This is a genomic window from Streptomyces sp. W1SF4, assembly GCF_003950035.1.
Classification (GTDB): domain Bacteria; phylum Actinomycetota; class Actinomycetes; order Streptomycetales; family Streptomycetaceae; genus Streptomyces; species Streptomyces racemochromogenes.
In genome coordinates, this window is the sequence record NZ_CP034350.1 from 4342074 (window position 1) to 4361643 (window position 19570).

Annotated in this window: 17 protein-coding genes; 8 read left to right on the forward strand and 9 right to left on the reverse strand. The window is 73.1% G+C overall.

The window, feature by feature from the left end:
* Nucleotides 1–467 precede the first annotated feature (467 nt).
* The 4 genes from D1J60_RS20330 to D1J60_RS20345 form a co-directional block, all read right to left on the reverse strand.
* Nucleotides 468–3044: a bifunctional FO biosynthesis protein CofGH gene (locus tag D1J60_RS20330; protein ID WP_125822070.1), complete on the reverse strand. Its 2577-nt coding sequence runs from the start codon at nt 3042–3044 to the stop codon at nt 468–470.
* A 40-nt stretch (nt 3045–3084) separates the two neighbouring features.
* Nucleotides 3085–3867 carry an SDR family oxidoreductase gene (locus D1J60_RS20335; RefSeq protein ID WP_206436547.1) on the reverse strand — a complete coding sequence of 261 codons (783 nt, stop codon included), beginning with the start codon at nt 3865–3867 and terminating at the stop codon, nt 3085–3087.
* Nucleotides 3868–3979: 112 nt separating this feature from the next.
* Nucleotides 3980–4663 carry a hypothetical protein gene (locus tag D1J60_RS37720; protein WP_206436548.1) on the reverse strand — a complete coding sequence of 228 codons (684 nt, stop codon included), beginning with the start codon at nt 4661–4663 and terminating at the stop codon, nt 3980–3982.
* 202 nt (nt 4664–4865) lie between these two features.
* Entirely contained in the window at nt 4866–5669 is an 804-nt protein-coding gene (locus D1J60_RS20345) for a thioredoxin domain-containing protein (protein WP_125822072.1), read from the reverse strand.
* 266 nt (nt 5670–5935) lie between these two features.
* Between D1J60_RS20345 and D1J60_RS20350 the strand changes: the two genes are divergently transcribed.
* Nucleotides 5936–7657, forward strand: coding sequence for a lytic transglycosylase domain-containing protein (locus D1J60_RS20350; RefSeq protein WP_241253337.1), 1722 nt, complete (start codon nt 5936–5938; stop codon nt 7655–7657).
* 73 nt (nt 7658–7730) lie between these two features.
* Here D1J60_RS20350 and D1J60_RS20355 read toward each other — a convergent pair whose 3' ends face one another.
* The gene (locus tag D1J60_RS20355) at nt 7731–8210 is read right to left on the reverse strand and encodes a hypothetical protein (protein ID WP_125822073.1); all 480 of its coding nucleotides are present in this window, start codon (nt 8208–8210) and stop codon (nt 7731–7733) included.
* 217 nt (nt 8211–8427) lie between these two features.
* The gene (locus tag D1J60_RS20360) at nt 8428–8631 is read right to left on the reverse strand and encodes a cold-shock protein (RefSeq protein WP_007265804.1); all 204 of its coding nucleotides are present in this window, start codon (nt 8629–8631) and stop codon (nt 8428–8430) included.
* 233 nt (nt 8632–8864) lie between these two features.
* On the opposite strand from D1J60_RS20360, the gene D1J60_RS20365 reads away from it, so the two are divergent.
* The 4 genes from D1J60_RS20365 to D1J60_RS20380 all read left to right on the forward strand — a co-directional run bounded on the left by D1J60_RS20365 (nt 8865) and on the right by D1J60_RS20380 (nt 13785).
* Nucleotides 8865–9728, forward strand: coding sequence for a menaquinone biosynthesis protein (locus D1J60_RS20365; protein ID WP_125597593.1), 864 nt, complete (start codon nt 8865–8867; stop codon nt 9726–9728).
* A gap of 231 nt (nt 9729–9959) precedes the next feature.
* Nucleotides 9960–11849 carry a serine/threonine-protein kinase gene (locus D1J60_RS20370; RefSeq protein WP_125822074.1) on the forward strand — a complete coding sequence of 630 codons (1890 nt, stop codon included), beginning with the start codon at nt 9960–9962 and terminating at the stop codon, nt 11847–11849.
* A gap of 85 nt (nt 11850–11934) precedes the next feature.
* On the forward strand, nt 11935–13134 hold the full coding sequence (gene mqnC / locus D1J60_RS20375; RefSeq protein ID WP_125597587.1) for a cyclic dehypoxanthinyl futalosine synthase: 1200 nt from the start codon (nt 11935–11937) through the stop codon (nt 13132–13134).
* Nucleotides 13135–13140: 6 nt separating this feature from the next.
* Nucleotides 13141–13785: a hypothetical protein gene (locus tag D1J60_RS20380; RefSeq protein WP_125597584.1), complete on the forward strand. Its 645-nt coding sequence runs from the start codon at nt 13141–13143 to the stop codon at nt 13783–13785.
* A gap of 26 nt (nt 13786–13811) precedes the next feature.
* Here D1J60_RS20380 and D1J60_RS20385 read toward each other — a convergent pair whose 3' ends face one another.
* Complete coding sequence (locus D1J60_RS20385; protein WP_241253338.1) at nt 13812–14549, reverse strand: DUF3152 domain-containing protein; 738 nt, start codon at nt 14547–14549, stop codon at nt 13812–13814.
* 264 nt (nt 14550–14813) lie between these two features.
* Between D1J60_RS20385 and D1J60_RS20390 the strand changes: the two genes are divergently transcribed.
* From D1J60_RS20390 to D1J60_RS20400, 3 genes are all read left to right on the forward strand, one after another.
* Entirely contained in the window at nt 14814–15506 is a 693-nt protein-coding gene (locus D1J60_RS20390; RefSeq protein ID WP_125597578.1) for a demethylmenaquinone methyltransferase, read from the forward strand.
* A gap of 12 nt (nt 15507–15518) precedes the next feature.
* Nucleotides 15519–16430 (forward strand): glutaminase, encoded by a 912-nt coding sequence (locus tag D1J60_RS20395; RefSeq protein WP_125597599.1) that lies wholly within the window; start codon nt 15519–15521, stop codon nt 16428–16430.
* 142 nt (nt 16431–16572) lie between these two features.
* Nucleotides 16573–17856, forward strand: a complete 1284-nt coding sequence (locus D1J60_RS20400) for a geranylgeranyl reductase family protein (protein ID WP_125597574.1) — start codon at nt 16573–16575, stop codon at nt 17854–17856.
* A gap of 72 nt (nt 17857–17928) precedes the next feature.
* Here the strand turns inward: D1J60_RS20400 and D1J60_RS20405 are convergent, their stop codons facing one another.
* Together D1J60_RS20405 and D1J60_RS20410 are read right to left on the reverse strand one after the other, a co-directional pair.
* Complete coding sequence (locus D1J60_RS20405; RefSeq protein WP_125822076.1) at nt 17929–18210, reverse strand: hypothetical protein; 282 nt, start codon at nt 18208–18210, stop codon at nt 17929–17931.
* A 132-nt stretch (nt 18211–18342) separates the two neighbouring features.
* Complete coding sequence (locus tag D1J60_RS20410; protein ID WP_125822077.1) at nt 18343–19206, reverse strand: C40 family peptidase; 864 nt, start codon at nt 19204–19206, stop codon at nt 18343–18345.
* Between the last annotated feature and the right edge of the window lie 364 nt (nt 19207–19570).

Here is a 19570-nt window from a genome sequence, read left to right on the forward strand (position 1 = left end):
TGCGGCGCCGCCGCCCGCGCCGGAGCCGGCGCCGCCCCCCGCGCCCGCGCCCGCGGCGGCTTCCGCGGTCCGGGCGCCCGCGCCGGCGGAGGCGGCTGCCGCGGGCGCGGGGGCCGTGGCCCCGGTGTGCCCGGCGCTCGCACCCCCGGAGGGCTGGGCGGCCGCCGCGATGCCGGGTGCCGCGCGGGCCGCCCGGGCGGCGATGCCCGGGCCGGCGGGGACGACCCGCAGTACGGCCGTGTCCCCCGCGGAGTTCCCCGCATCGCCGGCGGAGCCACCGGTGTTCGTCGCCGTCGTCGTGTCCATGCCGTCCCCCCAGGCTCAGGACGCGCACTGTAGTGGACGGGTTCGGCCGTGTTCGGGAGCGCTCTGGCGGGTCGCCCGTAACTGACCGGAGAACGGCCGGAATGCGAGCCGTTCCGGCCACGGCCGGCGGGGACCGCGCGGCGGCGGGCCCCGCCGCGCGGTCACTCCAGGACGGGCAGCAGCTCCGGCAGGTGACCGTCCGAGGCGCGCGCCGCCTCCTGGCGCTCCTGCGGGACCTCCCCGTACAGGGTCGTGCGCGGCTTCGCCGGCCGGCCCGCCGCCTCCGCCACCGCGACCAGGTCCTGGACCGACTTGTACGAGCCGTAGCTCGACCCCGCCATGCGGGAGATGGTCTCCTCCATCAGCGTGCCGCCCAGGTCGTTGGCCCCGGAGCGGAGCATCTCCGCCGCGCCCTCCGCGCCCAGCTTCACCCAGCTCGTCTGGATGTTGGGGATGTGCGGGTGCAGCAGCAGCCGCGCCATCGCCGTGACCGCCCGGTTGTCGCGGACCGTCGGACCCGGCCGGGCGATGCCCGCCAGGTAGACGGGGGCGTTGGTGTGGATGAAGGGCAGCGTCACGAACTCCGTGAAGCCACCGGTCTCCTGCTGGATGCGGGACAGGGTGCGGAAGTGGCCGAGCCAGTGCCGGGGCTGGTCCACGTGGCCGTACATCATGGTGGACGAGGAGCGGATGCCCAGCTCGTGCGCCGTCGTGACGACCTCGATCCAGTCGGCCGTGGGCAGCTTGCCCTTGGTCAGCACCCAGCGGACCTCGTCGTCCAGGATCTCCGCCGCCGTGCCCGGGATCGAGTCCAGCCCGGCCTCCTTGGCGGCCGTCAGCCAGTCCCGTACGGACATCCCGGTGCGGGTGGCGCCGTTGACGACCTCCATCGGGGAGAAGGCGTGCACGTGCATGCCCGGGACCCGTGCCTTCACGGCCCGCGCGATGTCGAAGTACGCCGTCCCCGGCAGGTCCGGGTGGATGCCGCCCTGCATGCACACCTCGACGGCGCCGACGTCCCAGGCCTGGGCCGCGCGGTCGGCGACCTGCTCCAGGGACAGGGTGTAGGCGTCGGCGTCCGTGCGGCGCTGCGCGAAGGCGCAGAAGCGGCAGCCGGTGTAGCAGACGTTGGTGAAGTTGATGTTCCGCGTGACGACGTACGTGACGTCCTCGCCCACCACCGAGCGGCGCAGGTCGTCCGCGATCCGGCACAGCGCGTCCAGCGCCGGGCCGTCCGCGTGCAGCAGGGCCAGCGCCTGCCCGTCGCTGAGCCCCTCCGGGTCGTCGGCGGCCTGCGCGAGGGCGGCCCGTACGTCGGTGTCGATGCGTTCGGGCACCATGCCGGGCGCCGCGGCCTCGCGCAGGGCCTCCCAGTTGCCGTACACCTCGTCGAAGTCCTCGCGGCGGTCGCCGGTGCGGCCCTCGGAGTCGATCGCGGTGTGCAGGTCGGTGCGCCCGTAGGAGGCGAAGGAGTCGTCCGGCTCCTGCCACGGGTGCCCGACGACGGCCGCGTCCGGGTTCGCGAGCCCGGTCTCCGGGTCGGCGAGGGCCCGTACGTGGGGCAGCAGGCGGGGGTCCAGCCACGGCTCGCCCCGCTGCACGAACTCCGGGTACACGCAGAGCCGTTCGCGGAGCTCGAAGCCGGCGGCGGCCGACCGCTCGGCCAGCAGGTCGATCTGGGGCCAGGGCCGCTCGGGGTTGACGTGGTCCGGGGTGAGCGGGGAGACGCCGCCCCAGTCGTCGATGCCGGCGCCGATGAGGCGGGCGTACTCGCCGTCGACCAGGTTGGGAGGGGCCTGGAGGCAGGCCGAGGGGCCCATGATGTGGCGGGCCACGGCGATCGTGGCGACGAGGTCGTCCAGCTCGGCGTCCGGCATCCCGCGCATGGCCGTGTCCGGCTTCGCGCGGAAGTTCTGGATGATCAGCTCCTGGACGCCGTGGTAGGCCCGGGAGATCCGGCGCAGCGCGAACAGCGACTCGGCGCGCTCCTCGTACGTCTCGCCGATGCCGATCAGCAGCCCGGAGGTGAAGGGGACCGAGGAGCGCCCGGCGTCCTCCAGGACGCGCAGCCGGACGGCCGGCTCCTTGTCGGGGGAGCCGTGGTGCGGGCCGCCGGGCTCCGACCACAGGCGGGTGGCGGTGGTCTCCAGCATCATCCCCATGGAGGGGGCGACGGGCTTGAGGCGCTGGAAGTCCGACCAGGACATCACGCCGGGGTTGAGGTGGGGCAGCAGCCCGGTCTCCTCCAGGATGCGGATGGAGATGGCCCGCACGTAGGAGATGGTGTCGTCGTAGCCGTGCGCCTCCAGCCACTCGCGGGCCTCGGGCCAGCGGTCCTCGGGCTTGTCCCCGAGGGTGATGAGGGCTTCCTTGCAGCCGAGGGCGGCGCCGCGGCGGGCGATGTCGAGGACCTCGTCCGGGGACATGTACATCCCGTGGCCGGCGCGGCGCAGCTTGCCGGGGACGGTGGCGAAGGTGCAGTAGTGGCACTTGTCGCGGCAGAGGCGGGTGAGGGGGATGAACACGCTCTTCGAGTACGTGATCACGCCCGGCCGGCCGGCGGCCGCCAGGCCCGCGTCGCGGACCCGGGCGGCGGAGGCGGTCAGGTCCTCCAGGGCCGCGCCGCGGGCCTGGAGGAGGACGGCCGCCTCGGCAGCGTCGAGCGCGACGCCGTCGCGGGCTCGCCGCAGCGCACGGCGCATCGCGTTGTCGGTCGGGGCGTCACTCGCAGTGGTCATGTGGCGAGCATACGATCCGTCCGGATTCCGGTGGAGGGCGTCATCGCATCAGCTCACCGGCGTTGACCAGCAGGGACTGGCCGGTTATCGCCCGCGCCCGGTCGGAGGCGAGGAAGACCGCCGCGTCGGCGACATCCCCGTCGGTGGCGAGGTCGGGCAGGGCCATCCGGTCGGCGAGGCGCTGGTGGACCTCGGCCTCGGGGACGCCCTCGGTGTGGGCGGTGAAGGTGACGAAGGCCTGCACGGGCGGGCCCCACATCCAGCCCGGCAGCACGGTGTTGACGCGGATCCGGTGCGGGCCGAGTTCCCGGGCCAGGGAGTACATGGCGGAGGTCAGGGCGCCCTTGGAGGCGGCGTAGGCGGCCTGGCGGACCTCGTTGGGGGCGGCCACGGCGGACTGGGTGCCGATGAAGACGACGGAGCCGCCGCCGGCCTTGAGGGCGGGCAGGCAGGCGCGGGTCATGCGCAGGCTGCCGAGGAGGTTGACGTCGATGATCTGCTGCCAGGTCCCGAAGTCGGCGTCCTCCAGGCCGCCGAAGTAGGAGTCCCAGGCGGCGACGTGGACGACGGCGTCGATGCGGCCGAAGCGCTCCAGGGCGAGGGCGGCGAGGGCCTCGCACTGCCGCTCGTCGCCGACGTCGGTGGGCAGGTGGGCGGTGTGGGTGCCGTCGGGGTCGATCTCGGCGGCGGACTTGGCCAGGTTGGCCTCGGTGCGGGCGCCGAGGACGGCATTGCCGCCGTCGCGGACCACGGCGGCGGCCACCTGGTGGCCGAGCCCGGCCCCCACACCGGAGACGACGACGGTCTTCCCTCGCAGCAGCATCACGCGCCCCCTGGCGGTCCGGCTCGGATCAAAGGATCTGACGGGCCGTCAGGGTAGGGGTGCGGGGCGCCGGTGTGAAGGGGTGCGGGGCCCGGGCCGGGCCCTGGAGTGCTCAGCGGCGGCCGCTCACGTCCAGGAAGATGTTCACGGCGACCCAGGTGGCCCAGAGGAGCGGGATGATCGCCACGTAGGCGAGCGGCCGCGCGTGCACCGGCGGACCCTCCTCCAGCGGCTGCCGGCCCGGCGCTGGCGTGGGGTGGGGGAGCTTCGCGTACTTCATCGCCGCGAACAGGTTCCACAGCAGGGTGAACGGCGTGAAGATCACCAGGGAGATCGGGCTCCACCAGCCCTGGCACAGGGTCTTGGTGGTCATGGTGCGGATCAGCGACCGGCCGCACTGGCGGCAGAAGGGGCCGTTGAGGGTGTGGAAGCGCATCAGGATCAGTACGCCGACGTGCGCGCGCACCGCGAAGTTCGCCGTCTCCGCAGCCCCGCACTGGCGGCAGCCCGGCGCCTGGGCGTGCGGGTGCGGGTACGGGGCCGCGTACTGCGGGTGCTGCGGCTGCTGCGGGTAGCCCGGGGCGGGGTGGCCCGGGGCGGGGTGGCCACCCGGCGCGGGGTAGCCGCCGGGGGCCGGCTGCTGACCGTACGGGCCCTGCCCCGCGGCCGGCTGCTGACCGTACGGGTTCGCGCCCGCCGGGGGCTGGCCGTACGGGTTCTGCCCGGCCGGGGCGCCGGGGTGCGGGCCCGGCGGGACGGGGGCTCCGGAGTAGGGGTTCGGCGGCGGAGTGCTCATGGAAGGGCCTTCGGGGTCGGCGGCGGCAGGCAGCGGCGCACCGGCGGGACCCCCGGACCGGTTCCGGTACCGCTACCGGCCGATTCCGTTTCCGCTTCCGGGCGTTCTCACGGAAGGTCCCACGGAAGAGAGGGGTGCCGAACACCAGTGCGCTCGACTGGCCTGAAACGTATCAGCCGCGTGTGACAGCCCCTGTTACGTTTCAGGACTTGCGGTTCGCCGCGACCAGTTGGCCGAAGGTCTCCGGGGAGACCGCCTCCCCCCGGCCCGACAGCACCCCCACCTCCCTGCCGTTGACCTCCACCGACGGGGTGCCCCGCTTGCCGCTCTCGCCGAAGGCCGTCGAGACCTTCTCGACCCACGGCATGTACGAGAGCTCCTCGACGGCCCGGTCGAACTCCGGCGTGCGCAGCCCCGGCACCTGCCCGGCGAGGTCCAGCAGGGTGTCCGTCGAGCCGAACCTGTCGTCCGTCTCCTCGCTCGGATGGTTCCGGTAGAGCACCTGGAGGTAGTCCACGAACTTCTGGGGGCTCTCGTTCACCGCCGCGCCCAGCGCGTTCAGCGCGCGCTTGGAGCCCTTCCCGCCCAGGCCCCCGTCCAGGAAGGTCGCGAAGTGGTACTCCACGCGGTAGGCCCCGGCGTCCGCCCGCTCCTTGAAGGCCGGGCCGAGGCCCGTCTCCACGTTCGCGCAGAAGGGGCAGCGCGGATCCAGCCACACGGACACGACGTCCTTCGCGTCGGCCCTGCCGTACGGGACCACCACCCCGTCCTCGCCGGTGGTGTGCGCCGGCCGCAGGAAGGGCTTGCCCGCCGCCTCGCTCTTCCCCGGCCCCGCCCGCCCCGCCGCGTACGCCCCCACCCCGACCGCGGCCGCCAGCACGGCCGCCAGCGCCCCGCCGACGAGCAGCCGTCCGCGCAGCCGCGTCCGCCGCGCCCCGGCCTCCCGCTCCGCCCGGGGCCGCTCCCGGCCCTCGCGGCGGTGGTCCTTCCTGCTGCTGCTCGTCATGAGAATCAGCGTAAAGACCAACAAGCGCCGCCAGTACGGGTCTTTGGGATGTTCCGGACAGGGCCGGAAGGCCCGCCGGGGCCGGGCCGGAGGGCCGCCGGAGCCGGGCTGGACGTCCTGGGCCACAGTCCGGTGAAGCCGAGACGAATGGTGCGTCACATCTGCGGGGGCGGGGGTGAGTCGTGTCGGAATACCTGATAGACAGAACAATCGCGGCCCGACCGGCCGCACGCCTTTGACGGCCGCCTTGGGGGGATCGCCGCACCGTGAAGCCGCTTCACCGCCACGTAGTCAACACCTCGCGCAAGGTACTGTGCACGGCCGCGCTCGCGGCCAGCCTGACGACGGCCGCCGTCGTGACCAACACCCCGGTCGCCGGTGCCGGAGAAGCCGAGCCCACGCCCGACAGCCCGCAGGCCACGGACCGCGGCGACGCCCGCCTCGACCTGCCCGGCCAGCTCGCGGACCCGGTCGTCCCGCCCGCCGCCGGCACGGGGGGCAACCCGGCCGAAGGAGCCTCCGCCATCCCCGCGACCGCCCTCGACGCCTACAAGCGCTCCGAGGTGGCCGTGGCCGCCGCCCTCCCCAAGTGCAAGCTGCCCTGGACGCTGGTCGCGGCGATAGGCCGCGTCGAGTCCGTGCACGCCTCCGGCTACGGGCTCAAGACCGACGGCACCACGGAGAAGCCGATCCGCGGCCCGCGCCTGGACGGCAACGGCTACGCGAAGATCCTGGACACCGACAAGGGCGAGTTCGACGGCGACACCGAGTACGACCGCGCCTTCGGCCCGCTCCAGTTCATCCCCTCCACCTGGGCCACCTGGAAGGCCGACGGCAACGGCGACGGCAAGCGCGACGCGAACAACATCTACGACGCGGCGCTCGGCGCGGGCCTCTACCTCTGCTCCGGCGGCAAGGACCTCTCGCTCCCGGCCGACCTCGACAAGGCGATCCTCGGCTACAACCAGTCGCGCGAGTACGTGAACTCCGTGCTCGGCTACATGCGCCAGTACCAGCAGGACGGCACGGCCGGGATCCCGAACCCGCCCGTCGGCAACTACCCGACGCCGCCCACGCCGACCATCCCCACCCCGCGCGTCCCCACCCCGCAGCCGCCGGCCACCCGGCCGAACACCCCCAACAACCCGACCAACCCGACGAACCCCTCCAACCCGGGCAACCAGACCCCGAACCCGAAGCCCACCCCGGAGCCGTCGAAGCCGACCCCCGAGCCCTCCAAGCCGACCCCGGCGCCCGCGACCCTGGCCAAGCTGGAGCGGGTCGGCGACGCGAAGCTGGAGGCCGAGGCCGGCAGCCTCTTCGCGGAGGGCGCCCGCTTCAAGGCGGTCCTCGGCGACGGCAAGCCGGCCGTCAACCAGGCCGTCGTCGTCGCCGTCGAGCAGGACACCACCGGCGGCACCGGCTTCGTCTTCGGCAGCGAGCCGAGCGTGGTCGTCCGCACCGACGCCCAGGGCATCGCCACCACCCCGCGGCTGAAGGCCGGCCCGAAGGCGGGCACCTTCACCCTGCGGGCCACCGCCTACGACGCCAAGAACCACTTCACCGTGGCCGTGGACGGCAGGACCACCGAGAAGCCGGCCGAGCAGCCCGTCGTGCTCACCGGCACCAAGACCGTCCAGGTCGCCGCGGGCACCCCGGTCACGGGCCTGCAGTACCTGGTCGCCCGCGGCGACAAGCCGGTGCAGGGCGCGGAGCTCACCGCCGCGCTCGTCGAGAAGGCCGCCGGCGGGGCCTGGACCCCGGTGGACGCCAAGACCGCCAAGGGCCCCTGGTTCCAGGGCGCCACCGCCGAGGAGAAGCTGTTCACGAAGGCGCTCAAGACCGGCGCCGACGGCAAGGCGGCCCTGCCCGCGCTGCTCACCGCGGACGTCCCCGCGGGCACGTACCACCTGCGGCTGCTCACGGCGGACAAGGCCGAGCTGATCGTCACCATCGAGATCACCGCCCCCGCCGCCCCGAAGGCCTGACGAGGGCTCCGCGCACGATGCGACGCGGCCGGTCGCCCCTGGGGGACCGGCCGCGTCGCGTCGTCCGGGGGCGTCAGACCGGGGTGGCCTGGAGCGCCTGGAAGCCCGTGCCGCAGGCACCCGGCAGGTTGGTCGGGCTGTAGGCGGTCGCGCTGGTGGTGCAGCGGGCCTCGTAGATCACCCCGCTCTTGCTGAGCAGGGTGAGGGTGAGGGTGCCGAAGGACTCCTCGACGGAGGCCGCGACGTCCACCACGCACTTCGGCGTGTTCGGGACGACCTTGAGGTCGATCCACACGCCCTGGTTCCGGCTGTCGTTGAGGAAGGCGTGCCCGTCCCGGTCGGTCGTCAGGCGGAAGACCGTGCCCCTGAGGCTGCCGAAGTCGGGAGCCGCGGAGGCGACGTGGCGCGCCACCGGCCCGCACTTCTTCTTCCCGTGGTCCGGCTCCGGCGTCGGACCGCTGCTGGCGGCCGCGGACGGCACCATCAGGGCTCCGAGGAGCAGCGCTCCCGTAGCGGCGGAAACGCCCCGTGTGGCCCAAGCGAGCTTCCTCATGTGCTGTGCGTCCTTTCCCGTGACGGCCTCGTACCAGGACCGACCATCCCCGGGGCGCACGAGCCGTACACACAAAGTGACAAACGGTCACTCAGGGGGACCATCGACGGGCCCCGAACGGCGGGAAAAGGCAGGAGCCCCGCCGCCTCCGCTCGCACGGAGGAGACAGGGCTCCTTGGGTACTGCAAATCCGACCGCGATCCGGTCGGCCTGGCGACTAGGCCGGGGTGACGTTCTCCGCCTGCGGACCCTTCGGGCCCTGCGTGACGTCGAAGTTGACCTGCTGGTTCTCCTCGAGGGAGCGGAAGCCAGAGGCGTTGATCGCGGAGTAGTGGACGAAGACATCCGGGCCGCCGCCGTCCTGGGCGATGAAGCCGAAGCCCTTTTCAGCGTTGAACCACTTCACGGTTCCGGTAGCCATGAGCCCTCCTATGGGCCAAAGGGTCGCCCTGCTCCAGAACCTGCTAAGAAGTCTGAAAACTACAAAAGCCTGCGGGTTACAACCGCAGGCCTCGTACTGCAAGGGAAACCAAACTGCAACTTGCGTCGAGCCTAGCACGCACCCTCGGGCCGAGACCAGAGGGAAAGATCACGTCACCCGGACGTTTGAGACCCGCTCGATCGCTGACGGAGAACCGCGGCTAGTCTCGCGATGTGGACGTCTATCGCAGCCGGCCCCGCGTCGGCCACATCCAGTTCCTGAACTGCCTGCCCCTGTACTGGGGGCTGGCCCGAACCGGCACGCTGCTGGACCTGGAGCTGACCAAGGACACCCCCGAGAAGCTGAGCGAGCGGCTCGTCGAGGGCGACCTCGACATCGCTCCCGTCACCCTCGTGGAGTTCCTCCGCAACGCCGACGAGCTCGTCGCCTTCCCCGACCTGGCGGTCGGCTGCGACGGCCCGGTGATGTCCTGCGTGATCGTCTCGCAGGTCCCGCTGGAGCAGCTGGACGGCGCCCGCGTCGCCCTCGGCTCGACCTCCCGCACCTCCGTACGCCTCGCCCAGCTGCTGCTCGCCGAGCAGTACGGAGTCCGCCCCGACTACTACACCTGCCCCCCTGACCTGGGGCTGATGATGCAGGAGGCCGACGCGGCGGTGCTGATCGGCGACGCCGCGCTGCGCGCCTCGCTGCACGACGCGCCCCGGCTCGGGCTGACCGTGCACGACCTCGGCCTGATGTGGAAGGAGTGGACGGGGCTGCCGTTCGTCTTCGCCGTCTGGGCCGCCCGCAAGGAGTACCTGGAGCGCGAACCCGTGCTCGTGCGGGAGGTCCACGAGGCCTTCCTCGCCTCCCGGGACGTCTCCCTGGAGGAGGTCGTCAAGGTCGCCGAGCAGGCCGCCCGCTGGGAGGCCTTCGACGCCGAGCTGCTCCAGCGCTACTTCACCACGCTCGACTTCCGCTTCGGCCCCGACCAACTGGCGGGCGTACGCGAATTCGCACGCAGGACCGGAGCGGACACCGGCTATGACGCCGACGTCACCGTCGAGCTGCTGAAGGCCGCCGCGCCGGACCGTTGATCGCGATATCCCCGCCGGTCTTCCGCTTCTCCGCCTTCACGGCCGGCCGCTCCCGGGAATGTTCCGTTTGCCGGGAATTCGTTCCCCTTTCGTATTCATGTCACCCGAAGGTGAATGCGAAGGGGAGCGGGGGAAGCGGAAGCTATTCGACGGGAGCGCGCCCCCGTCACCCCCTAAGGTGCTGTCTGTTCGCACGCACGTGAACAGGGATCTCGGGGGACGGGGGACGCGATGCAGCCGCTCGAAGCCGGCGAGCCTCGCGCCGTCGGCGCCTACCGGCTGCTCGGCCGGCTGGGCGCGGGCGGCATGGGACGGGTCTATCTGGGGCGCAGCGCCGGCGGCCGGACCGTCGCCGTCAAGATCGTGCACCCGCACTTCGCCTCCGACGCGGAGTTCCGCGCCCGCTTCCGGCGTGAGGTGGAGGCCGCCCGGCGGGTCGGCGGCGAGTGGACCGCGCCCGTGCTGGACGCCGACCCGGACGCGCCCGTGCCGTGGGTGGCGACCGGGTACGTGGCGGGCCCTTCCCTGGACCGGGCGGTGGCCGGGCACGGGCCGCTGCCCGAGGCCTCGGCACGGGCGGTCGGCGCGGGGCTGGCCCGCGCGCTGGTGGCGGTGCACGGGCTGGGCCTCGTACACCGGGACGTGAAGCCGTCCAACGTGATGCTCACCCTGGACGGGCCGCGGCTGATCGACTTCGGGATCGCCCGGGCCACGGACGGCACCGCCTCGCTGACCTCCACCGGCGTCTCCATCGGCTCGCCCGGCTACATGTCCCCGGAGCAGATCCTCGGCAAGGGCGTCACGGGCGCCTCGGACGTGTTCTCCCTGGGCGCGGTCATGGCCTTCGCGGCGACCGGCCGGCCGCCCTTCAGCGGGGACAACTCCGCGACCCTGCTCTACAAGGTGGTCCACGAGCCGCCGGAGCTCGACGGCATCCCCGCCGGCGAGCTGCGCGAGCTGGTCGGCGCCTGCCTGGCCAAGTCCGCCGCCGACCGCCCGGCGCCGGAGGTCCTCGCGGCGGCCCTGGGCGGCGCCCTGGGTGCCCCGGGCTGGCTCCCGGCCCCGCTGGTCGAGGAGGCGAGCCGCGCGGCGGTGGCGCTGCTGGACCTGGACGCCGATTCCTCCGAGGCCGGTTCCGGGCCGGGAACGGCCGGGGGCCACGCCGCCGGACCGGCCGCGGCGGCCGGCTCCGCCGCCGGTGCCTGGTCCGGCCACTCCTCGGGTTCCGGGCCGGCCGCCGGTGCCTGGTCCGGCCACGCCTCCGGTTCCGGGCCGGCGTCCGGGTCCGGGCCGGTGCCGTTCACGGAGGGCTCCTTCGGGGGGCCGGCCAGGGTCGGCTTCGGGACGCCCGACCCCTCGTACGGCTCCGCCGCACGGCCCGGCGCCGCCCACCCCGCGACGGCGGGCCCGTACGGCAACTCCGGCGGGGTGTACGGCGCCCCCACCGAGACGGCCGGCCAGGCCGGCGGCGGGGTGCCGCAGCCGCGCGCCGGGTCCGACGGCGGGCGCGGGGTCACCGTCACCGCGGCCGGGCGCCGCTTCAGCTGCACCCTGGTGCTCGGCGCCGCCGCCGCCGTGCTGGCGCTGACGTCCGGCGGGCTGTACGCCCTGGACCTGCTGCCGGGCCAGGGCAAGGCCCGGGACTCCGCCTCGGGCAGCCACGACCAGCAGGTCACCCCGGCCCCGGCCGGCTCCGCACCGGCCTCGGGCGCGCCGTCCCCGTCCTCGTCCGGGTCGTCCGAGGCCCCGCCCCGGGGCACCCGCGAGGACGTCCCCAAGGAGCTCGTCGGCACCTGGAAGGGCACCGTCACCACCAACCTCGGCGCGACCACCGAGTTCGAGATCACCATCAGGGCGGGCCGGATCGGCGAGGTCGTGGGCCGGGACAAGTCGGTCCTGCCGGTGTTCGGCACCGACTGCAGCGGCGACTGGAAGCTCGCCTCCGCCACCGACCGCTCCCTGGTCCTGGACACGGCGGGCGGCCCCAACCCGCACCCCGGCATCTGCGCCGGCGGCTCCGCCAACGAGCGCTTCACCCTCAACACCGGCGGTTCGCTGCACTACAAGTCGGGCGACAGGGCCGCCGGGAACCCCGAAGGAGACCTCACGCGCAGCCCGTGACCCCCGCCCTGGAAACGGCGCGCGGGCCCTGGCGTAGGCTGGATCGGTCCGGACCCTTGACACACCGCCGAAAGGTGATCCCCCGGTGACCGACCCGGCCGCACTCCAGTCCGTTCTCGACCGCGCCGCCGCAGGGGGCCGGATCACCAAGGAAGAGGCCCTCGACCTCTACCGGCACGCCCCGCTGCACGCGCTCGGCCAGGCCGCCGACGCCGTGCGCCGACGCCGCTACGCCGGTACGGAGCACATCGCGACGTACATCATCGAGCGCAACATCAACTACACCAACGTGTGCGTCACGGCGTGCAAGTTCTGCGCCTTCTACGCGGCCCCCAAGGACACCAAGAAGGGCTGGTCGCGCGACCTCGACGACATCCTGCGCCGCTGCGCGGAGACCGTCGAGCTGGGCGGCACCCAGATCATGTTCCAGGGCGGCCACCACCCGGACTACGGCGTCGAGTACTACGAGCACCACTTCTCGGCGATCAAGAAGGACTTCCCGCAGCTGGTCATCCACTCCCTCGGCGCGTCCGAGGTCGAGCACATGGCCCGCATCTCCGGCGTCTCCGCCGAGGAGGCCATCAAGCGGATCCACGCCGCCGGCCTCGACTCCTTCGCCGGTGCCGGCGCCGAACTGCTCCCGGAGCGCCCGCGCAAGGCCATCGCCCCGCTGAAGGAGTCCGGCGAGCGCTGGCTGGAGATCATGGAGATCGCCCACCGGCTGGGCGTGGAGTCGACCTCCACCATGCTGATGGGCACCGGCGAGACCAACGCCGAGCGCATCGAGCACATCGCGATGATCCGGGACACGCAGGACCGCACCGGCGGCTTCCGCGCGTTCATCCCGTACACGTACCAGCCCGAGAACAACCACCTCAAGGGCCGCACCCAGGCGACCGTCTTCGAGTACCTGCGGATGATCGCCATCGCGCGGCTCTTCCTCGACAACATCGCCCACATCCAGGGCTCCTGGCTCACCGTCGGCAAGGAGGCGGGCCAGCTCGCCCTGCACTACGGCGCCGACGACCTCGGTTCGATCATGCTGGAGGAGAACGTGGTCTCCTCGGCCGGTGCCAGGCACCGCTCGAACCGCCAGGAGATCATCGACCTGATCCGCAAGGCCGGCCGCGTCCCCGCGCAGCGCGCGACCACGTACGAGCACCTCGTGGTGCACGAGGACCCGGCGAACGACCCCGTCGACGACCGCGTGGTCTCGCACATCTCCTCGACCGCCATCGAGGGGGGCACCGCGCACCCCGAGCTGAAGCTCATCTCCACGAACTGACGCCCGATGCTGACGCTGCACACCGCCGACCTCCTCGTCACCGGACCGGGGGCCGCACCGCTGGAGGGCGGCGCGGTCCTGGTCGAGGGCGACCGGATCGTGCGCACGGGCCCGTACGAGGAGCTCGCCGCGGCCGCGCCGCACGCCCGGGTGCGCCGCTGGCCCGGGCTGCTCACGCCGGGGCTGCTCGCGCGCGGGGCGGACGAGCTGCTGGAGCGCACCTACTACCCGGACGACCCGTACGAGGTCACCGAACTCGGTGCCGCCCCGATCACCGGGGCCGAGGCGCTGGACGCGCTGAAGATGACCGAGTCGCGCTGGGGCAACAGCGCCCGGCGGGGCACGCAGAAGCTGCTGGCGCGCGGGGTGGTGGCGGTCGCCGGCCGCTTCACGACCGCCTCCGTCCGCACGGCGGTGACCCGCTCGGGCCTGGCCGTGGTGCCGCCCGCCCCCTACGAGGGGGTGCCCGCCCTGGACCCGCTCACCGGCCGGGACTCGGCCGGGCAGGCCTTCCACGGGGTGCTGGAGGCGGGGGCGGCGGCCCGGTTCGCGGTCTTCGCGGTGGCGGACGAGGCCGAGCTGCTGGAGCGCGGCGCGACGACCTGCGTGGCCACGGTCATCGCGGGGCGGCTGCTGCACCGGCGGCGCTGAGCCCCTACGGCGCCGGCGGGCCCGGGCTACGGCACCGGCGGGCCCGACAGGTAGGTCCCCCCGGCGGTGTGCGGCCAGGCGTTGGACGTGCAGCCCTGGAGCCCCTTGATCTGCTGCATCATCGCCGGGGCGGGGGCGCCCGGACGCGGGCAGGTCTCGTGGCCGCGGCCCAGCTCGTGGCCCACCTCGTGGTTGATGATCAGCGCCCGGTACTCGGCGGGCGAGCCCCGGAACTTCGGCGAACCCTCCTGCCAGCGCTTGAGGTTCACCACGATGGTGTGGTGGGCCTGGCAGTTGGTCTCCCCGATCAGCTCGGGGGTCACCACGTCGCACAGCCGGTCGGTGGTGGCGGGCGTGGCGATCTTGACGGTGAAGTCCACCGGTTCGCCGCGGCCGGCCCGCCGGAAGCCGTACGAGGGGTCGCGTATCCACCCGCGGCGGTCCCCGAGTATCGCCTCGATGTCCCGGGCGGCGGAGTCCGGGTCGACGCCGCTGCCGTTCTCCGTCTCCACCCGCCAGCGCCGCTGACGCCCCTCGCCCTGGGACCGGCCGGGGGTGGAGGAGGCGGTGAACTGCCCCGGGGCCGCGCTCGGGCTCGTACTCAGGCTCGGGCTCGGGCTCGCGGCCGGGCCGGGCGGCGGCGGGGCCGCGTGCTCGGCCGGGGCCGCCGCGCGCTCGGCCGCCGGTGACGGGCCGCCGCGGCCGGCGGTCGCGGCGCCCTCTTCCAGTCCGAGCCAGTAGGCGGTGACGGAGAGTGCGGCCAACGCCGTCGAGCCGAGGACCGTGCGGCGCAGTCGCCTGCGCCGTTCGGCCCGTCGTGCCGTGCCTGATCGGCGTGTCCCCACTGGTGCCCCCCCATTTTGTTCTGATTGCCCGCCCAGTCTGCCCGTTTCCGGTCCTGATCTGCCGGATTTTCCGCGGGGCCGGGGCGGGCCGGGCCGGGGCGGCCGACGCGGCGGCGGCCTGAGAGGATGACGGGGTACGACCTGTCCGCCGCAGAAACACCGAGCACCGAGGGGCCAACGCCAGTGACAAGGGCTTCCCTGGACAAGCAGCCGCACGAAGTCGCCTCCATGTTCGACGGGGTGGCCGCGAACTACGACCTCACCAACGACGTCCTGTCCCTCGGCCAGGCACGCCTGTGGCGCAAGGAGGCCGCCAGGGCGGTCGCCGCCCGCCCGGGGCACAAGGTGCTCGACCTGGCCGCCGGCACCGCCACCTCGTCCCTCCCGTACGCGGCGACCGGCGCCTACGTCGTCCCCTGCGACTTTTCCCTGGGCATGCTCCGCGAGGGCAAGAAGCGCCACGCCTGGCTGCCGCTGACGGCGGGCGACGCGACGAAGCTCCCCTTCAAGGACGACACGTTCGACACCGTGACGATCTCCTTCGGGCTGCGCAACGTGCAGGACACCGACGGGGCGCTGCGCGAGATGTACCGGGTGACCAAGCCCGGCGGCCAGGTCGTGATCAGCGAGTTCTCGCAGCCCACCTGGGCGCCCTTCCGGACGGTCTACACCGAGTACCTGATGCGCGCCCTGCCGCCGGTGGCGCGTGCGGTGTCCTCCAACCCGGACGCGTACGTCTACCTGGCCGAGTCCATCCGCGAGTGGCCCGACCAGCCGGCGCTGGCGGCCCTGCTGCAGAAGGCCGGCTGGTCGAAGGTGGCCTGGCGGAACCTGAGCGGCGGCATCGTGGCGCTGCACCGCGGGGTCAAGGCGTAACCCTCCATGTCCATGGACTACCAGGGACTGCTGGAACGGATCGCGGCCGACGTCTCCCCGCTGGTGGGCAGCGGCACGCCCGCCGAGTACATCCCGGCGCTGGCGAAGGTCGATCCGCGGCGGTTCGGCATGGCGGTCGCCGACCTCGACGGCAACGTCTTCGGGGTCGGCGACTGGCGCGTCCCCTTCTCCGCCCAGTCCGTCACGAAGGTCTTCGCCCTGGCGCTGGCCCTCGCGGAGGGCGGCGACAGCCTGTGGGAGCGGGTGGGCCGGGAGCCCTCGGGCAACCCGTTCAACTCCCTGGTGCAGCTGGAGTACGAGAACGGCATCCCGCGGAATCCTTTCATCAACGCGGGCGCGCTCGTCGTCACCGACCGGCTCCAGACTCTTACGGGCGACGCGAGCAGCGAACTCCTGGACTTCCTCCGCCAGGAGAGCGGCAACCCGGACCTCGGCTTCGACCCGGACGTCGCCGCCTCCGAACAGGAACACGGCGACCGCAACGCGGCGGTGGCCCACTTCATGGCCTCGTACGGCAACATCGACAACCCGGTGCCGGCGCTGCTGGAGCACTACTTCTGGCAGTGCTCGATCGAGATGAGCTGCGCCGACCTCGCCCTGGCCGGCCGCTTCCTGGCCCGGCACGGCCTGCGCGCGGACGGCTCGCGGCTGTTGACGCGCAGCGAGGCGAAGCAGGTCAACGCGGTGATGCTGACGTGCGGGACGTACGACGCGGCGGGGGAGTTCGCGTACCGGGTGGGCCTGCCGGGCAAGAGCGGCGTGGGCGGCGGCATCATCGCGGTCGTCCCGGGCCGCTGCACCCTCGCGGTCTGGAGCCCTGGCCTGGACGCCCGGGGCAACTCGGTCGCGGGCGTCGCGGCCCTGGACCGCTTCACGACCCTGACGGGCCTGAGCATTTTCTGACGCGCCGGAGCTGATTCGGTGAGGGCCGCTGCGCGAGGCCCGGCCTTCCACCCGCACCCCAGCGGGAGCGCCCCGGCTGCATAGACTGCCTCATGTCCTGTGCCGCTGGGCACTTTCCCCCGAGCCTTCAGGAGACCCCGCAGTGACCGAGCCCCTCACCGAACACTCCGCGGACGTGATCGTCGTCGGGGCCGGGCCCGCCGGTTCCACGACCGCCTACTACCTCGCCAAGGCGGGACTCGACGTCCTGCTCCTGGAGAAGACGGCGTTCCCGCGCGAGAAGGTCTGCGGCGACGGTCTGACCCCGCGTGCCACCAAGCAGCTGGTCGCGATGGGCATCGACGTCTCCGAAGAGGCCGGCTGGCTCCGCAACAAGGGCCTGCGCATCATCGGCGGCGGACAGCGCCTCCAGCTGGACTGGCCGGAACTCGCCTCCTACCCGGACTACGGACTCGTCCGCAAGCGCGACGACTTCGACGAGACGCTGGCCCGCCAGGCGCAGAAGGCCGGCGCCCGCCTGTACGAGCGCTGCAACGTCGGCGAGCCCGTGCGCGACCCCCGCACCGGGCACATCACCGGCGTGCAGGCCAAGCTCGGCGAGGACAAGACCCCGGTGACCTTCCACGCCCCGCTCGTGGTCGCCGCCGACGGCAACTCCTCCCGGCTGTCCCTCGCGATGGGCCTGCACCGGCGCGAGGACCGTCCGATGGGCGTGGCCGTCCGCACCTACTTCACCTCCCCCCGGCACGACGACGACTACCTGGAGTCCTGGCTGGAGCTGTGGGACCGGCGCGGTCCGCAGGACCGGCTGCTGCCCGGCTACGGCTGGATCTTCGGCATGGGCGACGGCACCTCCAACGTCGGCCTCGGCATCCTCAACTCCTCCTCCGCCTTCAAGGAGCTGGACTGGCGCGAGGTGCTGAAGGCCTGGTGCGCGTCCATGCCGGAGGACTGGGGCTACACCCCGGAGAACATGACGCAGCCGATCCGCGGCGCGGCGCTGCCGATGGCCTTCAACCGGCAGCCGCACTACACCAAGGGCCTGCTGCTGGTCGGTGACGCGGGCGGCCTCGTCAACCCGTTCAACGGCGAGGGCATCGCCTACGCGATGGAGTCCGGGCAGATCGCGGCGGACGTCATCGTCCAGGCGCACGCCCGCGCGACCCCGGCGCAGCGCGAGCTGGCCCTGCACAACTACCCGAAGGTGCTCAAGGAGACCTACGGCGGCTACTACACGCTGGGCCGCGCCTTCGTGAAGCTGATCGGCAACCCGGCGGTCATGAAGATCGCCGCCCAGCGCGGCCTGACGCACCCGGTGCTGATGCGCTTCACGCTGAAGATGCTGGCGAACCTGACGGACCCGACGGGCGGCGACGCGATGGACCGCATCATCAACGGCCTCTCGAAGGTGGCCCCGAAGGCCTGAGCGACGGCCTGGGCGACGGCCTGGGCGCAGTCCTGAGGGCCTGTGAGCCGCTCCCGGCACTCCGGGGGCGGCTCAGTCGTTCCCGGGCCCCCGCAGGGCCCCCTCGGCCCCTTCGGCCGCTCCGGGGGCCGCGTGGACGGTGCGGACGCAGCGGGCCAGCAGGACGAGGCCGGACAGCAGCAGCGCGCCGGACACGGTCCAGCCGAGGCCCAGGGTGAGCGGGTTGCCCGGTTTGTGCCACGGGCGGGTGGTGGTCAGCAGCCAGCCGCCGACCGACAGGAGGCCCAGACCGAGGGCGGCCGGGACGGCGGTGGGGTCGGCGGCGCCGTGGTCCTCGTAGGACGGTCGGCTCACGGGACCACCTCCAGGGTCTGCTCGAACGGCCGGGCGACGCACACCGGCCATCTTCTCAGCATGCCGAAGGTCCGGTACTCCGCCCCCGAGCGGGGGAGTACCGGACCTTGCGGGCGATCGTGCGACCGTGCGTCAGAGGACGCGGACGGCGCCGGTCGGCATGTCGTAGCTCAGGCTGCGCTCGACGATGCCGGTGCTGGGGTTCTGCGCACCGATGAACTTGCCGTTGCCCGAGTAGATGGCGACGTGGTACGCGCTGCCCTTGGCGCCCCAGTAGACGATGTCACCGGGCTGGAGGGCGTTCAGCGAGACCGAACGGCCGGCCATGGACTGGTCCTGGGAGACGCGGTCCAGGGTGATGCCCGCCTGGCGGTAGGCGGCCTGGACGAGGCCCGAGCAGTCGTACGCGGTGGGACCGGTGGAGCCGAGGACGTACGGCTTGCCGATCTGGGCGCGGGCGAAGGCGATGATGGCCGCCGCCGAGCCGGTGGCCGGCTTCGAGGCGGTGGAGCCGCTGCCGGAGCCGGTGACGGCGGAGGAACCGCCGTTGTCGGCGGCGGAGGCGTTGGTGAGGTCGGTGCGGTCGCTGCTTCGGCCCGCGCGCTCGGCCTCGGCCTTGCGGTCGGCCTCCTGCTTCGCCTTGAGCTCGGCGGCCTTGGTGGCGTCTTCCTTCGCCTGCTTCGCCTCGGCGGCGGCACCCGTGCGGGCGCTCTCCTCCAGGGCGTTCAGCTCGCCGGTGACGGCGGCTTCGACGGCGGCGACGCGGGTGTTCTCCGCGGCCGTGTTGACGGCGTTGGAGACCTCGGTGCCGAGGTCCAGGTTGAGGACCGGCATCTCGAGCGTCGTCTCGGCCACGGGCTCGGACGGGGACGCGCTCGCGGTCCCGGCCATGGCCAGGGTGCTGAGGACGCCACCGGCAACTCCGGCGCGGACCGCGAGCTTCGAGGCGCTGCGGCGGGGCTTCCGGTGGCTGGGTATGTGAGCGGTGTGGGACATGGGACAACCGCTATCAGTGGAGCCGGGTTCCCTTCAAGAAACGTGGTCTGCGCCACAGTTGCCCGCAGAGGCCCTGAACCGGGCGCGTCGCGCCTCTTATTGACGCCGTAACGGACGTAACGGACACGCTTTCACAAGGCTGTGATCATGGGGTTTCAGTAATAAGTCCGAATTGATCCACGGCCTACCATCGACCCGCACAGTTGGCCAAGCCCCCTTTTCGTGGCCCTCGCCGCACGTGACGCAGGTCACAGTTACCCGCCGCCGTGAGGCGGTCGTGGCCCGTCCGTGATCCGGCCGTGAACATGCCGCGCGGTTCGTGAACGGATGCACAGGATCTCTCTCCGGATCCGGTCGGCGGCGA